The sequence below is a fragment of the Flavicella sediminum genome (genome assembly GCF_006381105.1).
Classification (GTDB): Bacteria; Bacteroidota; Bacteroidia; order Flavobacteriales; family Flavobacteriaceae; genus Flavicella; species Flavicella sediminum.
The window spans coordinates 345,647-364,064 of record NZ_VDET01000008.1; the positions used below are offsets into that span (position 1 = coordinate 345,647).

At 34.4% G+C, this 18,418-nt stretch carries 13 protein-coding genes and 1 tRNA gene; 11 read left to right on the forward strand and 3 right to left on the reverse strand.

What is annotated here, in order from left to right:
• The first annotated feature begins 73 nt into the window (after nucleotides 1-73).
• From FGM02_RS11620 to FGM02_RS11655, 8 genes are all read left to right on the forward strand, one after another.
• On the forward strand, nucleotides 74-1,555 hold the full coding sequence (locus FGM02_RS11620) for a catalase (protein ID WP_139958548.1): 1,482 nt from the start codon (nucleotides 74-76) through the stop codon (nucleotides 1,553-1,555).
• 6 nt (nucleotides 1,556-1,561) lie between these two features.
• Nucleotides 1,562-2,029, forward strand: a complete 468-nt coding sequence (locus FGM02_RS11625) for a Dps family protein (RefSeq protein WP_139958549.1) — start codon at nucleotides 1,562-1,564, stop codon at nucleotides 2,027-2,029.
• A 172-nt stretch (nucleotides 2,030-2,201) separates the two neighbouring features.
• Nucleotides 2,202-6,701 carry a DNA polymerase III subunit alpha gene (gene dnaE / locus FGM02_RS11630; RefSeq protein WP_139958550.1) on the forward strand — a complete coding sequence of 1,500 codons (4,500 nt, stop codon included), beginning with the start codon at nucleotides 2,202-2,204 and terminating at the stop codon, nucleotides 6,699-6,701.
• A 125-nt stretch (nucleotides 6,702-6,826) separates the two neighbouring features.
• The gene (gene hemW, locus FGM02_RS11635) at nucleotides 6,827-7,951 is read left to right on the forward strand and encodes a radical SAM family heme chaperone HemW (protein WP_139958551.1); all 1,125 of its coding nucleotides are present in this window, start codon (nucleotides 6,827-6,829) and stop codon (nucleotides 7,949-7,951) included.
• A gap of 41 nt (nucleotides 7,952-7,992) precedes the next feature.
• Nucleotides 7,993-8,538 (forward strand): SPOR domain-containing protein, encoded by a 546-nt coding sequence (locus FGM02_RS11640; protein WP_139958552.1) that lies wholly within the window; start codon nucleotides 7,993-7,995, stop codon nucleotides 8,536-8,538.
• A gap of 84 nt (nucleotides 8,539-8,622) precedes the next feature.
• Complete coding sequence (locus FGM02_RS11645) at nucleotides 8,623-8,979, forward strand: MmcQ/YjbR family DNA-binding protein (protein ID WP_139958553.1); 357 nt, start codon at nucleotides 8,623-8,625, stop codon at nucleotides 8,977-8,979.
• 122 nt (nucleotides 8,980-9,101) lie between these two features.
• Nucleotides 9,102-9,719: a GDSL-type esterase/lipase family protein gene (locus FGM02_RS11650; protein ID WP_139958554.1), complete on the forward strand. Its 618-nt coding sequence runs from the start codon at nucleotides 9,102-9,104 to the stop codon at nucleotides 9,717-9,719.
• Nucleotides 9,720-9,765: 46 nt separating this feature from the next.
• Complete coding sequence (locus FGM02_RS11655) at nucleotides 9,766-10,494, forward strand: esterase family protein (RefSeq protein ID WP_139958555.1); 729 nt, start codon at nucleotides 9,766-9,768, stop codon at nucleotides 10,492-10,494.
• Nucleotides 10,495-10,498: 4 nt separating this feature from the next.
• Here the strand turns inward: FGM02_RS11655 and FGM02_RS11660 are convergent, their stop codons facing one another.
• Nucleotides 10,499-11,890 carry a dipeptidase gene (locus FGM02_RS11660; protein WP_139958556.1) on the reverse strand — a complete coding sequence of 464 codons (1,392 nt, stop codon included), beginning with the start codon at nucleotides 11,888-11,890 and terminating at the stop codon, nucleotides 10,499-10,501.
• Between the two features lie 95 nt (nucleotides 11,891-11,985).
• Between FGM02_RS11660 and FGM02_RS11665 the strand changes: the two genes are divergently transcribed.
• Nucleotides 11,986-12,067 (forward strand) — tRNA-Leu (locus FGM02_RS11665).
• A gap of 192 nt (nucleotides 12,068-12,259) precedes the next feature.
• On the opposite strand, the gene gldG is transcribed toward FGM02_RS11665, so the two are convergent.
• Complete coding sequence (gene gldG / locus FGM02_RS11670; protein WP_139958557.1) at nucleotides 12,260-14,620, reverse strand: gliding motility-associated ABC transporter substrate-binding protein GldG; 2,361 nt, start codon at nucleotides 14,618-14,620, stop codon at nucleotides 12,260-12,262.
• Nucleotides 14,621-14,651: 31 nt separating this feature from the next.
• Nucleotides 14,652-15,485 (reverse strand): SAM hydrolase/SAM-dependent halogenase family protein, encoded by an 834-nt coding sequence (locus FGM02_RS11675; protein ID WP_139958558.1) that lies wholly within the window; start codon nucleotides 15,483-15,485, stop codon nucleotides 14,652-14,654.
• A gap of 207 nt (nucleotides 15,486-15,692) precedes the next feature.
• Between FGM02_RS11675 and FGM02_RS11680 the strand changes: the two genes are divergently transcribed.
• Together FGM02_RS11680 and FGM02_RS11685 are read left to right on the forward strand one after the other, a co-directional pair.
• Nucleotides 15,693-16,640: a PhoH family protein gene (locus FGM02_RS11680; RefSeq protein ID WP_139958559.1), complete on the forward strand. Its 948-nt coding sequence runs from the start codon at nucleotides 15,693-15,695 to the stop codon at nucleotides 16,638-16,640.
• A gap of 61 nt (nucleotides 16,641-16,701) precedes the next feature.
• Nucleotides 16,702-17,649, forward strand: a complete 948-nt coding sequence (locus FGM02_RS11685; RefSeq protein ID WP_139958560.1) for a phosphoribosylaminoimidazolesuccinocarboxamide synthase — start codon at nucleotides 16,702-16,704, stop codon at nucleotides 17,647-17,649.
• Nucleotides 17,650-18,418: the final 769 nt, after the last annotated feature.

Here is an 18,418-nt window from a genome sequence, read left to right on the forward strand (position 1 = left end):
AAATAAAAACTATCAATTTGACTTATGATTGAGCTTGGCGTACCTTTGAACAGAATTACTAAAAGAATATACAATGGCAGAAAATAAAAAAATCACCGCAAATAATGGTTGTCCAGTAAATCATTATGAAGACACAGAAACAGTAGGACAAAGAGGGCCTGCTTTGCTAGAAGATTATTTTTTACAAGAAAAATTAGCATTGTTTAACAGAGAACGAATTCCGGAAAGAGTTGTGCATGCAAAAGGAACAGGTGCTTATGGAAAGTTTACAGTAACACATGATATAACAAAATACACAAGAGCTAAACTGTTTTCTGAAATAGGAAAAGAAACAAAACTATTTACGCGTTTTTCTACGGTAGGTGGTGAAATGGGGTCTGCAGATACAGAAAGAGATCCAAGAGGTTTTGCGTTGAAATTTTATACTGAAGAAGGAAATTGGGATATTGTAGGTAATAATACCCCTGTGTTTTTTATAAAAGACCCTAAAAAGTTTCCAGATTTTATTCATACACAAAAAAGAAATCCAAAAACCAATTGCAAAGATGCTACGGCGGTTTGGGATTATTGGTCTTTGAATCCTGAAAGTTTGCATCAGGTATTAATTTTAATGTCAGACAGAGGAATTCCAGACGGCTATCGATTTATGAATGGTTACGGAAGTCATACTTTTTCTTTGTTAAATGATGCAGGTGAACGGAATTATGTGAAATTCCATTACAAATCTATGCAAGGAAATAAAACCTTGTCAAATGAAGATGCTACTCGCTTAAAAGGAGAAGATCCAGATTATTCTCAACGCGACTTAGTGTCAGCTATTGAAAAAGGAGATTTTCCGAAGTATGCTTTGAAAATTCAAGTCATGACAGATAAAGAGGCGAAAGAATTTAAATGGAATCCTTTTGATTTGACAAAAATTTGGCCGCATAGTGAATTTCCTTTGATGGATGTTGGAGAAATAGAATTGAATGAAATTCCTGAAAATTATTTTCAAGATGTTGAACAAGCGGCTTTCTCTCCTTCTAATATAGTTGATGGAATCGGTTTTTCTCCTGACAAAATGTTGCAAGGTAGAATTTTAGCCTATCCAGATGCGCAACGTTATCGAATAGGATCAAATTACAATGATTTACCCGTCAATAAATGTCCGTATATGACCAATAATTACCATCGCAATGGGGCTATGCGATTTGATGGAAATGGAGGTAGTAGCGCTAATTATTTTCCAAATAGTTTCGACGAAAGTATAGAAAGTAAACAAGAAATGAAAGATGCGCCTTACAATGTACAGGATGCTGAAATTGGTTTTTTTGATCGAAATGAAAATGATAACGATCATTATTCTCAGCCTAAAGGGTTGTTTGAAAATGTTTTTTCTGAAGACGAGCAGCAAAGAACCATTGATACAATTGTTGGTTCTATGAGTGGGATTTCAGGTACACGAAAAGATGAAATCATTAACAGGCAATTATGCCATTGGTTTCGTGTAAGTCCTAAATTAGGAGTAGGGGTTGCCAAAGGATTGAATATTAATATAGAAACATATTTAAAATAATATAGAATGAAAAATAGTATAGGAATAGAAGTAGAAAAAGCAGAGAAGCTAGTTGGAAAACTAAATCAATTATTGGCCGATTATCAATTGTTTTATCAAAATTTAAGAGGCTTGCATTGGAATATTAAAGGAAGAAATTTCTTTGAGCTACACTTAAAGTTTGAAGAATTGTACAATACGGCAGTGATTAAAATAGATGAAATAGCGGAAAGAATTTTGACCTTAGAAGGTGAGCCTTTACATTCATTTAGTGCGTATTTGAAAAATGCACAAATAGCAGAAGAGGTAGGTGTTACTGATGGGGAGAAAGGCGTGCAAATTGTTTTAAATAATTTTGCCGTATTAATCGCTATAGAAAGAGAGGTGCTGTCTGATGCAGCCGATGCAAATGATGAAGGAACGGCTAGTTTAATGAGTGATTATATCACAGAGACTGAAAAAGTAATATGGATGTTGAATTCGTATTTGAAATAAGCAAAAGCATTTAAAAAGGATAAGCCTAAACACTTTATGAGTGCTTAGGCTTATTTTTTTTGCATTGTATTTTTTTGTTGAAATCTATTCCAAAAAAGGAAAAAATCCTCGTAGAGTTGATTTGAATTATTTGTATTTTTAAAGCTTCTAAAATGGACACTTAAAAGCACCTATGTATTTAATTTTTGATACCGAAACTACCGGACTTCCTAAGAGCTATAAAGCGCCAATGACTGATACTGACAACTGGCCAAGATGCATACAAATTGCATGGCAGTTGCATGATGATTTTGGTCGAGTTTTGGAGCATGACAACTTTATGGTCAAGCCAGAAGGATTTAATATTCCTTTTGATTCAGAAAAAATTCACGGTATTTCTACAGAATTAGCAGAAGAGCAAGGTATTTCATTAATTGAAAGCTTAGAGCGTTTTAATCGAGTTTTGTTGAAAACGAAATTCTTGGTAGGGCAAAATGTAACCTTTGATGTAAATATCATGGGGGCAGAGTTTATTAGGGCGGGTATTCAACCCAATTTTAAAGCTTTTGAGTTTGATAGTTTCGATTTAGATAACTATAATTTTAAAGCAAAACAGCCTTCCAATAGAGCTATGGCTATTGATGATTTAAAAGATCAAGATAAAAATGCTTTGGGAATTTTAGATACCTGTACAGAGGCTACTGCCCAAATGTGTCAAATACCTGGAGGTAGAGGTGGAAAATTTAAATTGCCAACACTTACAGAATTACACGAGTATTTATTCGCCGTAGGTTTTGGTGAAGCGCATAATGCAACAGCTGATGTGGAGGCAACGACACGTTGTTTTTTCGAATTAATTCGTTTGGAAAAATTTGAGCAAGAACAACTACAAGCGGCTCCTGATTATTTTATAGAGTTTAAAAAAATAAATCCAGACCCCATACAGGTAATCGGACTAAAGCACTTAAACTTAAAACAAGAAAGTGATAAGATTCGCAAGCGCCAATCTTCTCAAGAAGCAGCGCAAGGCAAAGGAATAAATATAAAGGAAAGTCGGAAAAAATTAGAAGATGCAACTTTTGCACATCTTCACAATCATACTCAATATTCTATACTACAATCTACTATAGAAATTGGAGCTTTGGTCAGTGAGGCAGGAAAATACAATATGTCTGCGGTTGCCATGACGGATACCGGAAACATGATGGCATCTTTTCATTTTACCAATGCGGTTGCAGGATATAACAAAGGTATTGCAGCTAAGCGACAGGAAGCTGAAGAAAAAGGAGAGCCATTTGATCAAAAGGAATTGGTGCCTATTGTAGGTTGCGAGTTTAATGTTTGTGAAAACCATACCGATAAAACAAAAAAGGACAACGGAAACCAAGTAGTTCTGTTGGCTAAAAATAGAAATGGGTATCAAAATTTAGCAAAAATGTCATCTACAGCCTTTGTCGATGGATTTTACTATGTACCTCGTATCGATAGAAAAATTGTTGAGCAATACAAAGAAGATGTTATTGTTTTAACGGGAAATTTGTACGGAGAAATACCGAGTAAAATATTAAATGTAGGAGAAAAACAAGCGGAAGAAGCCCTGATTTGGTGGAAGGAGCAATTCGGTGACGATTTGTATATTGAATTAATGCGCCACGGTCAGGAAGATGAAAATGTGGTGAATAAAGTACTGTTGCGTTTTGCTGAGCAGTACAATGTTAAAACGGTTGCGACCAATAATACGTTTTATATAAAGCAAGAGGATGCCAATGCACATGATATTTTATTGTGTGTAAAAGATGGTGAAAAGCAAGCAACACCTATTGGTAGAGGGAGAGGTTATCGTTATGGATTGCCAAATGATCAGTACTATTTTAAGTCTCAAGAAGAAATGAAGGAGCTTTTTGTAGATGTTCCTGAGGCAATTTTAAATATTGAAGACCTAGTTTCAAAAATCACGCCTTTTACCTTGGCTAGTGATGTATTGCTTCCTGCTTTTGATTTCCCTGAAAGATTTAGAGATCCAAAGGATTTGGAAGATGGAGGAAAAAGAGGAGAGAATAATTTTTTGGCCCATTTGGTATATGAAGGAGCTAAAAAGAGATACGAAGAAATTACTCCTGAAATAAAAGAACGATTAGATTTAGAATTAGATGTAATTGCAAAAACAGGATACCCTGGATATTTCTTGATTGTAGAAGATTTTATTCGAGCAGCTAGAGAAATGGGGGTTTCTGTAGGTCCCGGACGTGGATCGGCAGCGGGTTCTGTAGCAGCTTATTGTTTGTGGATTACAAACATTGATCCTATTAAGTATGATTTGCTTTTTGAGCGTTTCTTAAACCCTGAACGTATATCGATGCCCGATATTGATATTGATTTTGACGATGAGGGACGTGGGCGTGTTATTGATTATGTAATTGATAAATATGGGGCCAATCAAGTAGCGCAAATTATTACCTATGGTACCATGGCTGCAAAGTCCTCTATTCGTGATACTGCACGTGTTTTGGATTTACCTTTGTTTGAAGCAGATAGAGTTGCCAAGCTAATTCCTGGAATGAAGCTGAAAAAGATATTCGGTCTTAGTGACAAAGAATTGTCTAGTAAATTGCGGCCAGAGGAGGTTGAAATGGTGAATGAGCTGAAAAGAATTTCCAATGGAAATGATTTGACGGCCGAAACAGTAAATAAAGCAAGAATATTAGAAGGGTCTGTAAGAAATACAGGAATTCATGCCTGTGGAGTGATTATTACACCTGACGATATTACAAAATATGTTCCAGTATCCGTAGCTAAAGATTCGGATATGTATGTCACCCAATTTGATAACTCGGTGGTAGAAGATGCCGGATTATTGAAAATGGATTTTTTGGGCTTGAAAACGTTGACTCTAATCAAGCATACCTGTAAAATTGTAAAGGCAAGGCATAATGTCGACTTGGATCCTGAATCCTTTCCAATTGATGATTTGAAAACTTATGAACTGTTTCAAAGAGGAGAAACGGTAGGGATATTTCAATATGAATCGCCAGGAATGCAAAAATACATGAAGGAATTAAAGCCTACTGTGTTTGCCGATTTGATTGCCATGAATGCCCTGTATCGTCCAGGGCCAATAGAATATATCCCTAGTTTTATTAATAGAAAACATGGAATAGAAGAAATTGTTTACGATTTACCGGCTCCTGAAATGAAGGAACGTTTATCGGAAACCTACGGAATTACCGTTTACCAAGAGCAAGTAATGTTACTTTCTCAAGATTTGGCAGGCTTTACCAAAGGTCAGGCCGATACCCTGCGTAAGGCCATGGGTAAGAAACAAATTGCCGTTCTAGAAAAAATGAAACCGCTTTTTATCAGTCAAGCGGTTGAAAGAGGACATGAAGCGGAGCCTTTAGAGAAAATTTGGAAGGATTGGGAGGCCTTTGCATCCTATGCCTTTAATAAGTCGCACTCTACATGTTACGCTTGGATCGCCTATCAAACGGCCTATTTAAAAGCACATTATCCTGCAGAATATATGGCAGCCGTTTTGTCTAATAATATGAGTGACATCAAACAGGTGGCCTTTTTTATGGAAGAGTGCAAGCGTGGAGGTTTAACGGTTTTAGGTCCCGATGTGAATGAATCGTATTTAAAATTCTCAGTAAATGATGAGGGTGCCATCCGATTTGGAATGGGAGCCATCAAAGGAGTTGGTGGAGCTGCTGTGGAAGAAATTATACGCGAACGAAAAGAAAATGGAAATTTCACTTCTATATTTGATGTGGTCAAACGAATTGATCTTCGATTGGCGGGTAAAAAAGCCGTAGAAGGATTGATTTTAGCAGGAGGTTTCGATTCTTTTACCAGAACACACAGAGCACAGTATTATATTACAGATGAAAAAAACACGAACTTCTTAGAAAAATCATTGAAGTTTGGACATAAATACCAAGAGAGTCAAAATTCTTCTCAGGTTTCTTTGTTTGGTGAAGCTTCTGAAGTACAGTTTCCTGAACCAGATATTCCTACTTGTGAAAAATGGGGAACCATGGAGTTATTAGCCAAAGAAAAAGAAGTGACTGGAATGTATATTTCTGCACATCCTTTGGATGATTTTAAAAATGAATTGCGTTTTTGTAATTGTAAATTATCTGCTTTTAAAGGAGATATGACAAATTACGTTGGGCATAAGTTGAGTATTGGAGTAATTGTTACCGCTGTTGAACATCGGGTTTCAAAAATGGGAAAAGGCTGGGCTACTTTTATTGTTGAAGATTATGGAGACAGTCATGAGTTCCGAATTTTTGGGAATGAGTATTTGCAATTCCGTCATTTTTTAGTGGTCAATTCTTTTCTATATATCAATGCTGTTCTTCAGCCGGGGTGGACGAATAAAGAAACAGGTGTTGTAGGGGAACCTCGACTAAAGTTTACAAACTTTATGTTGCTGCATGATGTTATGGATGATAAATGTGAAAAAATTACCATTCAAATGAATTCGACAGAAGTAAATGAAAAATACATCAACCATCTTCATGCGGTTTTGAAAGATTATCAAATAGCTGGAAAACAAAAATTAGCTTTCAATATTAGAGAAAGAAGAGAGAAAATAGATATTACAATGCCAAGTAGAACCATGAAAATTAATGCCAGTTCTGAGTTCTTTGCACGAATGGAAAAGGAAAATATTCGATTTAAAATTAATTAATTTTTAGCGGCATTGAATTCTTTTTTAGAATAGATTACAACACTCAACACTCAACACTCAACACTCAACACTCAACACTCAACACTCAACACTCAACACTCAACACTCAACACTCAACACTCAGAATGGCCGGAATTTATATTCATATCCCTTTTTGCAAGCAAGCTTGTCATTATTGTGATTTTCATTTTTCTACATCACTAAAATATAAAAGGGAGGTGTTAAAAGCCATGCATAAAGAATTGCAATTACGTGCTGAAGAGTTAAAGGGTGAAATTGTAGAGACTATTTATTTTGGAGGCGGCACACCTAGTTTATTGAGTATCTCTGAAATTGAATCTTTTTTAGCTTGTATTTCAAAAAACTTCAAAGTTTCAAAACATCCTGAAATAACTTTAGAGGCAAATCCTGATGATTTGAATGAAGAGAAAATCAAAGCACTTTCGTTAACAAGAGTAAATCGATTAAGTATTGGAATTCAATCTTTTTTTGAAGAAGATTTAAAGATGATGAACAGAGCTCATAGTGCTCAGGAGTCGGAAAAATGCTTGGCCATTGCTACAAAATATTTTGATTTAATCACTATCGATTTGATTTACGGGGTTCCGGGCTTGACAAATGAACGTTGGAAACAAAATTTACAAAAAGCCTTCGATTATAAAATAGCGCATATTTCTAGTTATGCTCTAACCGTTGAAGAAAAGACAGCCTTGGCTAGTTTTATAAAAAACAAAACCTATCCGTCTTTGGATGAGAATTTAGCGCTAGAACATTTTAATACTTTGGTTTCAGAAACTGAAAAAAATGGTTTTGAGCAGTATGAAATTTCTAATTTCGCCAAAAAAGGAGCTTATTCTAAACACAATACCGCTTATTGGCAAGGTGTCGCCTATTTAGGCGTTGGTCCTTCTGCTCATTCTTTTATAAAAAATAGAAGAGCTTGGAACATCGCTAACAATGCAAAATATTTAAGGGCCTTACAGCAAAACACCTTGGCTTTGGAAATAGAAGATTTGTCGCTAACAGATCGGTACAATGAATACATAATGACGGGTTTAAGAACCGTATTTGGGGTTTCTTTGGAAAATGTAAAAAATCGTTTTGGAGAGAAGTATTTTGAGTATTTACAAGAAGGTGTTGCTGTGTTTTTAAGAGAAGAAACAGTAGTTGTAGAAGAAGGTATTTTAAAAACAACACAAAAAGGAAAATTCTTGGCAGATGGTATTGCTGCTGAGCTGTTTTATGTGTAGTTTTAGACTTTAGAATTTCAGTTGAATAATTAAAAACATATATGATGAAGAATTTATTTCAAAGATTAACTTTTACTTTATTATTCGGGCTAATGATTAGCTTGACATTCTCTTCTTGTAAAGATGAGGCTAAGGAAGCCTATACGGTTGAAATTTCTAAGGCAGATGCATTGTTTCAGGAGCAGAAATATGCCGATGCAAAAGCAATCTACTTAAAAGCTTCAAATTTGAAGAAAGATGCGGCGTATCCAAAAGAACAAATAAGCAAAATTGATGCATTATTGGTTAAGGAAAAAGAAGTTGAGCAGTCCAAAGCTGAGGTAGCGGAAGCTGAAGTTGCTCCGAAAATTGTGGAGGCACCAAAATCACAACCTTTTCATATTATAGTAGGCAGTTTTTCTGTACAAAAAAACGCTATTGGCTTTCAGAAAGAATGGTCTTCTAATGGCGAAAAAAGTACAATTGTTAAAAGTAGAGAAGGAAATTATTTAATAAGTGTTCAATCTTTTGAGACGATCACAAAAGCGTATAATTACCTTGAAAAAAGTAGTTTAAATGATGCTGCTTGGGTGTACAGAGTTAAGTAAAGAAAAAATAAATTAATAAAGGGGTTTCTATTTTGAGCAAAATTACTTGAAATGAGAGCCCTTTTCTTGTTTAATTGAATAGCTATGAATATTGAAGAACTAAGAGCGTATTGTTTGTCGAAAGCCTATGTAACAGAGAGCTTTCCTTTTGATGAAAAGACTTTGGTTTTTAAAGTTGGCGGTAAAATGTTTGCATTAACAGGCTTAGAGAGATTTCCACCTGCTATAAATCTAAAATGCGATCCTGATTACGCATTGGAGTTGAGGGATGTATATGAAGCCATTCAGCCAGGTTTTCATATGAATAAAAAACATTGGAATACGATTTATTATCAAGATGAGGTTTCACCAACATTATTATTGAAGTTGGTGGATCATTCTTATGATCTTGTGGTAAAAAGCTTGACAAAGAAAGTGAAAACTGAGTTAGGTCTTATGTAATGTAAGTAATTCTACTTTTTAACCTATGGTTTTTTCCATTCAACTAATTGTAATCAAATGTTTATTGGGTTGCCATGTATTTAAAGCTTATATTTAGACCTTAAATTATTAAAGGAAAGCACGTGTTTTGGTACCATGAAGATTTAGAGCGCTTAGAAAAAGAAATATCAAACTTAGCCTACGATCCCAAACTTATTTTTTATGGAAGTTCTTCTATAAGATTGTGGGATGAAATTACAACTATTTTTAAAGACTATAAACCTGTAAACTTAGGGTTTGGAGGTTCCACGTTAGCTGCCTGTACGTGGTTTTTTGAACGTGTTTTTGAAAACATAAAAAAGCCAGAATCCATTGTTATTTATGCAGGTGATAATGACTTAGGAGATGGCAGACATCCAGAGGAAGTTGTCCTTTTTTTTGAAAGCCTATTGGCGAAAATTCGAAAAAAATATGGAAACATTCCCTGTTCTTTTATAGCTATAAAACCTAGTATTAGCCGATGGCATTTGTCTGGCAGTATTCGATATACCAATAGCAATATCAAAGAACTTACTTTAATCGATAAAAATTTTCATTATATTAACGTGTATGATGCCATGCTCGATAAAAAAGGCTATCCTATTGGTGCCTATTTTGTGGAAGATGGTTTGCATATGAGTGCGAAAGGTTATGCTTTATGGAAAAATATTTTGAAAGGGCATAAAGAAATATTACCAGAAAAAATTCTAGTAAGTATGTGATTTATTTGAAGATGGCTTGCTAGGCTAAAATTAAAATGAAAAAGACATGAAACGAGAATACCACAAATGGTATAGTCCAAATTTGGAACGAGATATGGAACTTTTGATCTTTGGTCACTCCGGAACCAAAGTATTATTTTTTCCTCCAAGGATGGGGCGTTTTTATGATTATGAAAATTGGCGTGTAATTGAAGCTCTTCAAAATAAAATTAATGCAGGTTATTTGCAATTGTATTGTATAGATAGTGTCGACTTGGAGTCGTTTTATAATAATTACAGTCACCCTGGTTACCGAATTTATAGGCATACGCAATTTGAGAAGTATGTAATAAACGAAGTTGTTCCTTTAGCAAATCAAATTAATGAAAACCCTCACATGGTTGCTGCCGGTTGTAGCTTAGGAGCTTTTCATGCAGTAAACATTGCCATGCGCCATCCTTATTTATTTTGCAAAGTGGTAGGTATGAGTGGTCGTTATGATTTAACCGAATCCAAAGGTTATTTTCAAGATTTGTTAAGTGGTTATCACGATGAAAATGTGTATTTCAATATGCCAAATCAATACTTGAAAAATTTATCAGATCCATATCTTATTGGACAGCTTCGTCAAATGGAAATTATTCTGGCTATCGGGAAAGAAGATTTGTTTTTAGCCAGTAATTTTTTGTTAAGTGGTATACTCAATGAAAAAGAAATTCCGCATCAACTATATGAATGGGATGAGGAAGCGCACAAAGCGTATTACTGGCGTAAAATGGTTCAGATATATTTGTAAAATGTTATTTCTTGCTGAGTTCAGTGAAATGTTTGTAAAATAATGGAATCGTTTCAATTCCTTTGAAGTAATTAAAAACACCAAAATGTTCATTTGGTGAATGAATCGCATCACTGTCCAAACCAAATCCCATTAAAATAGATTTGCTATTTAATTCATTCTCAAATAGGGCAACTATTGGAATACTCCCTCCAGATCGTTGAGGTATAGGACTGTTTTCAAAAGTAGTTTCATAAGCCATTTTTGCCGCTCGGTAACCAATACTGTCAATTGGAGTAACATATGGGTGACCGCCATGATGGGAGCTTACTTCTACTTTTACGGATGCCGGGGCCAAACTTTTGAAATAGTTACTGAACAATTCAGAAATTTCAACATGATCTTGACCAGGAACTAATCGCATTGAAATTTTAGCATGGGCTTTGGAAGGAATTACTGTTTTGGCGCCTTCACCTGCATAACCACCCCAAATACCATTAACGTCTAATGTCGGGCGAATTGAATTTCGTTCGTTGGTGGTATATCCGAGTTCTCCATGAACATCGTTCAAGTCTAAAGCGGCTTTGTATTCTTCTAAAGAAAAGGGGGCTTTAGCCATTTCTGCTCTTTCTTCAGTAGAAAGAATTTCCGCATTTTTGTAAAATCCAGGAATGGTAATGCTATTATTTTCATCATGCAATTTTGCTATCATTTGAGATAGAATATTGATAGGATTGGCTACAGCTCCTCCGTACAAACCAGAATGTAAATCGCGATTAGGACCGGTAACCGTCACTTCCATATAGGACAATCCTCTTAAACCAGTAGTAATAGAAGGTTGCGTGTTAGAGATCATTCCAGTGTCAGATATCAAGATAATATCATTGCGTAATTTTTCTTTATGATTTTTAACAAACCATTCCAAGCTAGGAGAACCAATTTCTTCTTCACCTTCAATCATAAATTTGACATTGCAAGGCAATTCGTTATTGGCAATTAAATATTCTACCGCTTTTACGTGCATAAACATTTGACCTTTGTCATCACAAGCACCACGTGCAAAAATAGCCCCCTCTGGATGTGCTTCTGTTTTTTTTATGACTGGGTCAAAAGGTGGGCTGTTCCATAAATGAATAGGGTCAGCAGGCTGAACGTCATAGTGTCCGTAGACCAAAATTGTAGGTAAATCGGGGTTAATTAATTTTTCAGCATAAACAACTGGATATCCTGGCGTGTCACAAATTTCTACATTGTCGCAACCTATTTTTTCTAAAGAAGTCTTAATTAATGCGGCTGTGTCTAAAACATCTTGATAAAAAGCAGAATCTGCACTTACAGAAGGAATTTTTAAAAGTTCAAAAAGTTCATTTATAAATCTATCTTTATGATTATCAAGGTATTCTTTTCTGTTTTTCATAGGGTGGGAAAATTTGTTTCTCAAAAATAAGAAAAAAGTTGAGAACTCCTTTGAAATATCGTTGGATTGTGTATATTTGCATCCACAATAATAAAGCGGGCGTGGTGGAATTGGTAGACACGCTAGACTTAGGATCTAGTGCCGCGAGGTGTGAGAGTTCGAGTCTCTCCGCCCGCACTTTATTTGAAAGCCGAAATGGAAACATTTCGGCTTTTTTTATGCAAAATTTTTAGAAGAAAAGGGGGAGGGGGATCTTAATGTTATGGATACTCCAAACGACCTCTTGGACTGCAATTAAATAGCGAACCGCAAAGCATAAAAAAGCCGAGATTTAAAATCTCGGCTTTTTTTATAATGGATTAAATAGATTTAGTGTTTTAGATATTTCCGTTTTCTGATATAAAGAAAGCCCAAACCAAAAATAGTCAAAAGCAAAATAGGTGTAAAAATATTTAAAACTTGCCAATACAGCCTGTTTTGAGAGACCAATGCTTTATCCAAAGTTCTAAGCGTTATTTGCTTTGATCTTAACTTCAAAATACCACTGTCGTCCAATAAGTAATCTACGGTGTTTTGTAAGAATTCTTTGTTGCTGAATTGTTCTTGGGTCCATTTGTCAATTCCTAGTTCTAAAGGTTTGCCATTTTGAGTTTGGTTCGCAGCAAGGTCTCCATCAGAAATGACGACCATTTTACTAGTTGAACCAATTTCTTTGGCGCTGTTCGTTGCAAATGGTTTTTGTCGGTCTTTGTAAGCTGAGGTGAATTTACCTTCAAATAAAACCCCTAAAATTTGTTTTCCCTTAGCGTATATTTTTGGGTCTGGTTTTTCAGCTACAGATTTTAATTCTATGAAATTTGGAGTTTCAACAATTCTTGTCAAGACAGAACTTTCTAATAAAATGGTTTTTTTGATATTGTTTTTTAAAGTATCTATAGTTGATGGGAACTGCAATCTGATGCCACCTAAATTATGCACGATAGGATGTTTGCTGCTTGGGTTTACAACAGGGTGGTAAAACCATAAAAAGTTTTGAAAATTCGTTTTGTTTCCAGTGTTACCCGTTGCCAAAGCTATTTTTGCTGAATAGAGGTCTTTTACAATATTGTGATTGATTCTGGCACCGTATCGAAAAAAGAAGTCATCTAAATTCAAATCTCTAGTATATGCTAATGTTCTGCCTCCTTTGTACAAACTGTCCATTTCAGCATACACGTGGTCTAGCATCCAAAGTGTGTTTCCTCCATTTAAGGTATATTGATCCAAAACATATTTCTCTTCTTCAGAAAAGGCTACAGTAGGTTTTGCAATAATTGCTAAGTCGTATTTTTGTAGTTGTTCTAAAGTTTGTTTTGGTGAATTTTGTACCGAGTCTAAAGTGAATTTCCCTAAGTGATATTGTTTCGATAAGTCTTTTAGAAAACTAAATAGCTGTAGGTCTTCTAATTCGCCATTTCCAGTAAGTATCGCAATGCTTTTGTTTTTCTCAGAACTTATTTTTTTGAAGGCATTGGAAAAAGCAAATTCTAAATTTTGAATAGAACTTTCCAACTGAGCTTCTTGACGGGTAGCTTGCGTACTGTTTTTTAAAAGTGAAATATGTTCAATTTTGTTTTTATAATGAATTGTAGCCCAAGGTAAAATGATGCTTTCTGAAACGACCCCGTTTTCTTCAACGGTTAATTTACTTGGTTCCAATCCTTTTTTTATCAGAGTTGTTAAATCGTTTTTCGGGTCAATAAATAAAACTTTTAAATTCTTATTTTCAACTTTTAATTCTCTTAATAATTGTTGTGTTTCTAGTTGTAATCGTTTAAATTCTACCGGGAAATCTCCTTCTAAATACACACGTACAACCACTTGTTCGTCTAAGTCTTTTACAAGATCTTTTGAAATAGTTGAAAGTGTATATCGTTGATCAGAACTTAAATCCAATCGTTTCGATATTTTTGGACTAAGCAATTGCAAAACAACGATAGCTAAAGAAATATAGATAAAAGGTTTCCAATTTTTTTTGGAAGCCATTCGTGTATAAGACAAAGTGATAAAAAAGAGAGAAACACTTAAGAAGTAAATTAAATCCTGACTGTCAATAACACCTCTAGCAATGCTTTCAAAATGTACATGCATACCCAATTGAATGATAAAGTATTCCTTGTTTCCAAAAATAGAGGCAACAGAATAAAAACCATAATACATAAAAAAACAACTGACAATTGCAGCGAGTAATACAACAAGTGAATTGTTTGAAAAAGTAGAAATCCATAAGCTAATGGCAACAAAAGCACTGGCAATAAAAAGTAGGCCAATATAGGAACCGATAAGAACTCCAAAGTCAATATTTCCAATAGGTAAAGCTAATTGATAAATACTAAAAGTATAAAGCAATGTAGGGAGTAGGGCTATGGAAACAATACTTAGTACAGAAAAATATTTGCCCAAAATCAATTGTAAATTAGTTATGGGTTTGGTTTTTAGTATTTCAATGGTTCCTGAATTTATTTCTTCAGAAAAACTCTTCATGGCAAGTGCTGGTATTAACAAACTAAACAGCCATGGGCTAAGCGTGAAAAAACTAGTTAAATCGGCAAAACCGGCATTCAGAATATTAGAATCATTGTCGAAAAACCACAACAATAAACTGTTTAATAGTAAAAAGCTTCCTATGACAAAGTAGCCAACAGTAGTTCCAAAAAACAATCGAAGTTCTTTTTTTAATATGGCAAACATGAAAATTGAATTTTAGTTGTTAGGTATTGAATTATTTAAGAAACTCAATGGTAATATTGTCACGGTAATCCAATCCAAGCAGACTAGAAGCTCCGCCTACAGTTTTTAAATTACTTTTATAGACCGCAATTTCTATAAATCCTGCTGAGTTGAAAATTGCCAACCTGCTACCGTCCGTTTGTCTTAAATGGGTTGGGAGTTTAAAGTCTACAATATCACTGTATTTGTGGTGTATTTTTTTAAAATTGTATCGACTGGCTTTCAAAATAAAATCACGTCCTTTGCCAACTTCTTTAAATAGTTTTTCGGTAATATTGCTTATAATATTTCCGTAATTATCTATGTAAATAACATTCCCAATAATTTTATGGTGCTCGTCAGATATTTGTGGCTGTAGTTCAAAAAGCCTTTTGAAATCCTGCATGGGTTTTCCAATAACTTCCAAAGTTCCACCTCTAGCAATATGCGCAGCAACTTGTACAAAAACATCTAATACAGAAAAACTAGTCTCTAGCCGATCATGAATATTTATTTCAACAAGTTTTGAGGGGTTTATTTCAGCAGCAATCATGGAAATTATTCCGTTATCAGGACAAACAAAATAATGCCCGTTTAATAAAAGTGCAATGTGTTTGTTTTCTTCGTTTAATTCAGAATCAACACCTATTATATGTATGGTTCCTTCAGGAAAATTTTTATACGTGTTTTTTAAGATGTAAGCAGTTTCTGTAATGTTAAATGGAGAAATTTCATGGGAAACATCTACAATTTTAGCGTCGGAAATTGTGCTGTAAATAGCCCCTTTTACAGCTCCTACAAAATGATCCTTGGTTCCGAAGTCTGTGGTTAAGGTTATTATAGGCATCTGAAATTTTTGTTCGTTTTTGGGTAGCTGTTTGCAATAGTTCAATCCTATTGTTGAGCAAATTTAGTGAAATAAATATGGCTAGCCAATAGGCAGAATCATATAATTAAAAACATAATTTTGAGAGAAATTCTAGTGTTTTGTATTGAATTTTATTAGTACTTTTATTTTTTTTATAGAAAAGAGATAAATTCTAATACTTTCAATTTGAACGAACGCAGTATTCTTTTAGAAGAAATAAATCCTAATGATTTTTTCGGACCTCAAAATAGTACCATGACATTGGTAAAAGCCTATTTTCCAAAGTTGAAAATTGTGGCAAGAGGTGCACAAATTAAAGCTTTTGGTGAACCCTTAATTCTAGATGAATTTGAGAAACGCATGGAAATGCTTGTTAAATATTTTCAGAAATATAATAAGTTAGATGCGCATTCAATTGAGCAATTAATGACTTCAACAGGGAAATCTGAAAAAACAGGAGAAAAAGCAGATGGTGTTTTAGTACATGGAGTTGGCGGGAAACTAATCAAAGCTCAAACTGAAAACCAGCGAAGGATGGTTGAAAAAATGCAGAAGAATGACATGTTGTTTGCTATTGGTCCTGCAGGAACGGGTAAAACATATACAGCGGTTGCACTTGCTGTAAAAGCATTAAAAGATAAAGAGGTAAAACGAATTATATTAACACGTCCGGCTGTAGAATCTGGTGAGAATTTAGGTTTTTTACCAGGGGATTTAAAAGATAAATTGGATCCTTATATGCAACCTTTATATGATGCACTAAGAGATATGATTCCTTTTGAACGGTTAGAGTCTTATATAGAAAAAGGAGTCATACAAATTGCGCCACTTGCATTTATGAGAGGAAGAACCTTAGACAATGCTTTTGTTATTTTAGATGAAGCTCAAAACACAACACATGCTCAAATGAAAATGTTTTTGACACGTATGGGAAAAAGAGCAAAATTTATCATCACAGGAGATCCAGGTCAAATAGATCTTCCTAAAAAACAAGTTTCAGGTTTAAAAGCGGCTTTGTTAACCTTAAAAGATGTAAAGGGAATTGCTAATGTTTTTCTTGACGACAAAGACGTGGTTCGTCACCGATTGGTTAAAGAGATTATCAAGGCTTATAAAAGTATAGAGACAGAATAAAATTTGTTACTTTTGCGCTGCCTATTTCAAGGTAGTTAAATATAGTTAATACCAGTATATAATGAGTACAACAATAAACGATACCAATTTCAGCTTTCCAAAGCAAAAAAACATATACAAAGGAAAAGTTCGCGAAGTCTATAATATAGATGATGAGCTTTTAGTAATGGTTGCTACGGATAGACTTTCTGCCTTTGATGTGATTTTGCCAAGACAAATTCCTTACAAAGGACAGATATTAAATCAGATTGCTGCTAAAATGTTAGAGGCAACCAGTCATCTTGTTCCTAATTGGGTGGTAGCTAGTCCAGACCCTAACGTAACGGTGGGTCATATGTGTGATACTTTTAAAGTAGAAATGGTTATTAGAGGTTATTTAACGGGGCATGCTTGGAGAGAGTACAAGTCTGGGAAAAGAGTTTTATGTGGTGTGTCAATGCCTGATGGAATGATTGAAAACCAAAAATTTGAGACTCCTATTATAACACCATCTACAAAAGCAGCTATTGGCGATCATGATGAGGATATTTCAAGAGAAGATATTTTAGTTCAAGGGATAGTATCTAAAGAGGATTATGAACAATTAGAAACTTATACCTATTCTTTGTTTAAGAAAGGAACTGAGATTGCTGCAAAGCAAGGATTGATCTTGGTGGATACTAAATATGAATTTGGAAAAACAAAAGAAGGTCAGATTGTTGTAATTGATGAAATTCATACACCAGATTCATCTCGTTATTTTTATGCGGAAGGTTACGATGAAATTCAATTAAAAGACCAAAAACAAAAACAGCTCTCTAAAGAATTTGTTAGAGAATGGTTGATAGAAAATGGGTTTCAAGGGAAGGAAGGACAGCAAATACCTGAAATCACAGATGAGAAGATAGAAGAGATCTCGAATCGTTATATTGAATTGTATGAACAGATCACAGGAGAACAGTTTGTAAAAGCTGATGTCTCTGATGTTTTGACAAGGATAGAGAAAAATGTAACTGCTTATTTAAGTTAAGAAAAGTAGTTGTTTAGAAAACAGAAAAAGGGACTGTATTATTATGCAGTCCCTTTTTTTTGTTATTTGCTGTCGTTTTTCAGTAAATTAGTTCGTTTCCTATCTTCGAATTTTCTTCCGAAATGTAGGATTTCAATTGTCTTATTGTTCTTTTTAGTTTGAAGGATAGATTTCTCTAGCAAAAGTTCCTGGTAAAATCGCTTTATGGTTATAAGAAAATAAAAGTTGAAAAGGTTTTTACGCGTTTATTGATGTGTGAACTGGAATTTTAGTTTTGATTTGAAGTTCTTTTTTTAGCTTCGAAGTGAGAATTAGATAAGTTTTGATCTTTTTAAGTAGAAGGTTCTTTAGTTGTTTAAGGAGTGGTTCTGTTAAAGAAAAGGCTGAAGGACTTCTGAAATTCCCTTTGAGGGGTGTTGTTTGTAAAAATAAAGTTGTTTAATTTTAGTGTTAATTGGATGTTTTATAGCGGTTTGGAGTTTGTGTTAAAACAAAGTAAAAAAATAGTTATTAAAAAGTAGTTTGTAAAGTAAAAAGAGGTTGTATCTTTGCAGCCGCTAACAGCGAGAGTAGTTGGTAAAAGAGTTCCTTAGGATGTTGATTGAGGGTTAAAAAACGGAATAAGAAAATAATTAAAATTTTATTTTTTTATAAAGAAAAAAGCTTTTACATTTGCAGCCGCTAACCGCGAAAGTGTTTAGGGAGTTAGTTCTTAAAAAGGTTTGGAGTTGTGGTTTAGAAAGTGTTAAAAAAAATAATTCAGATTTTA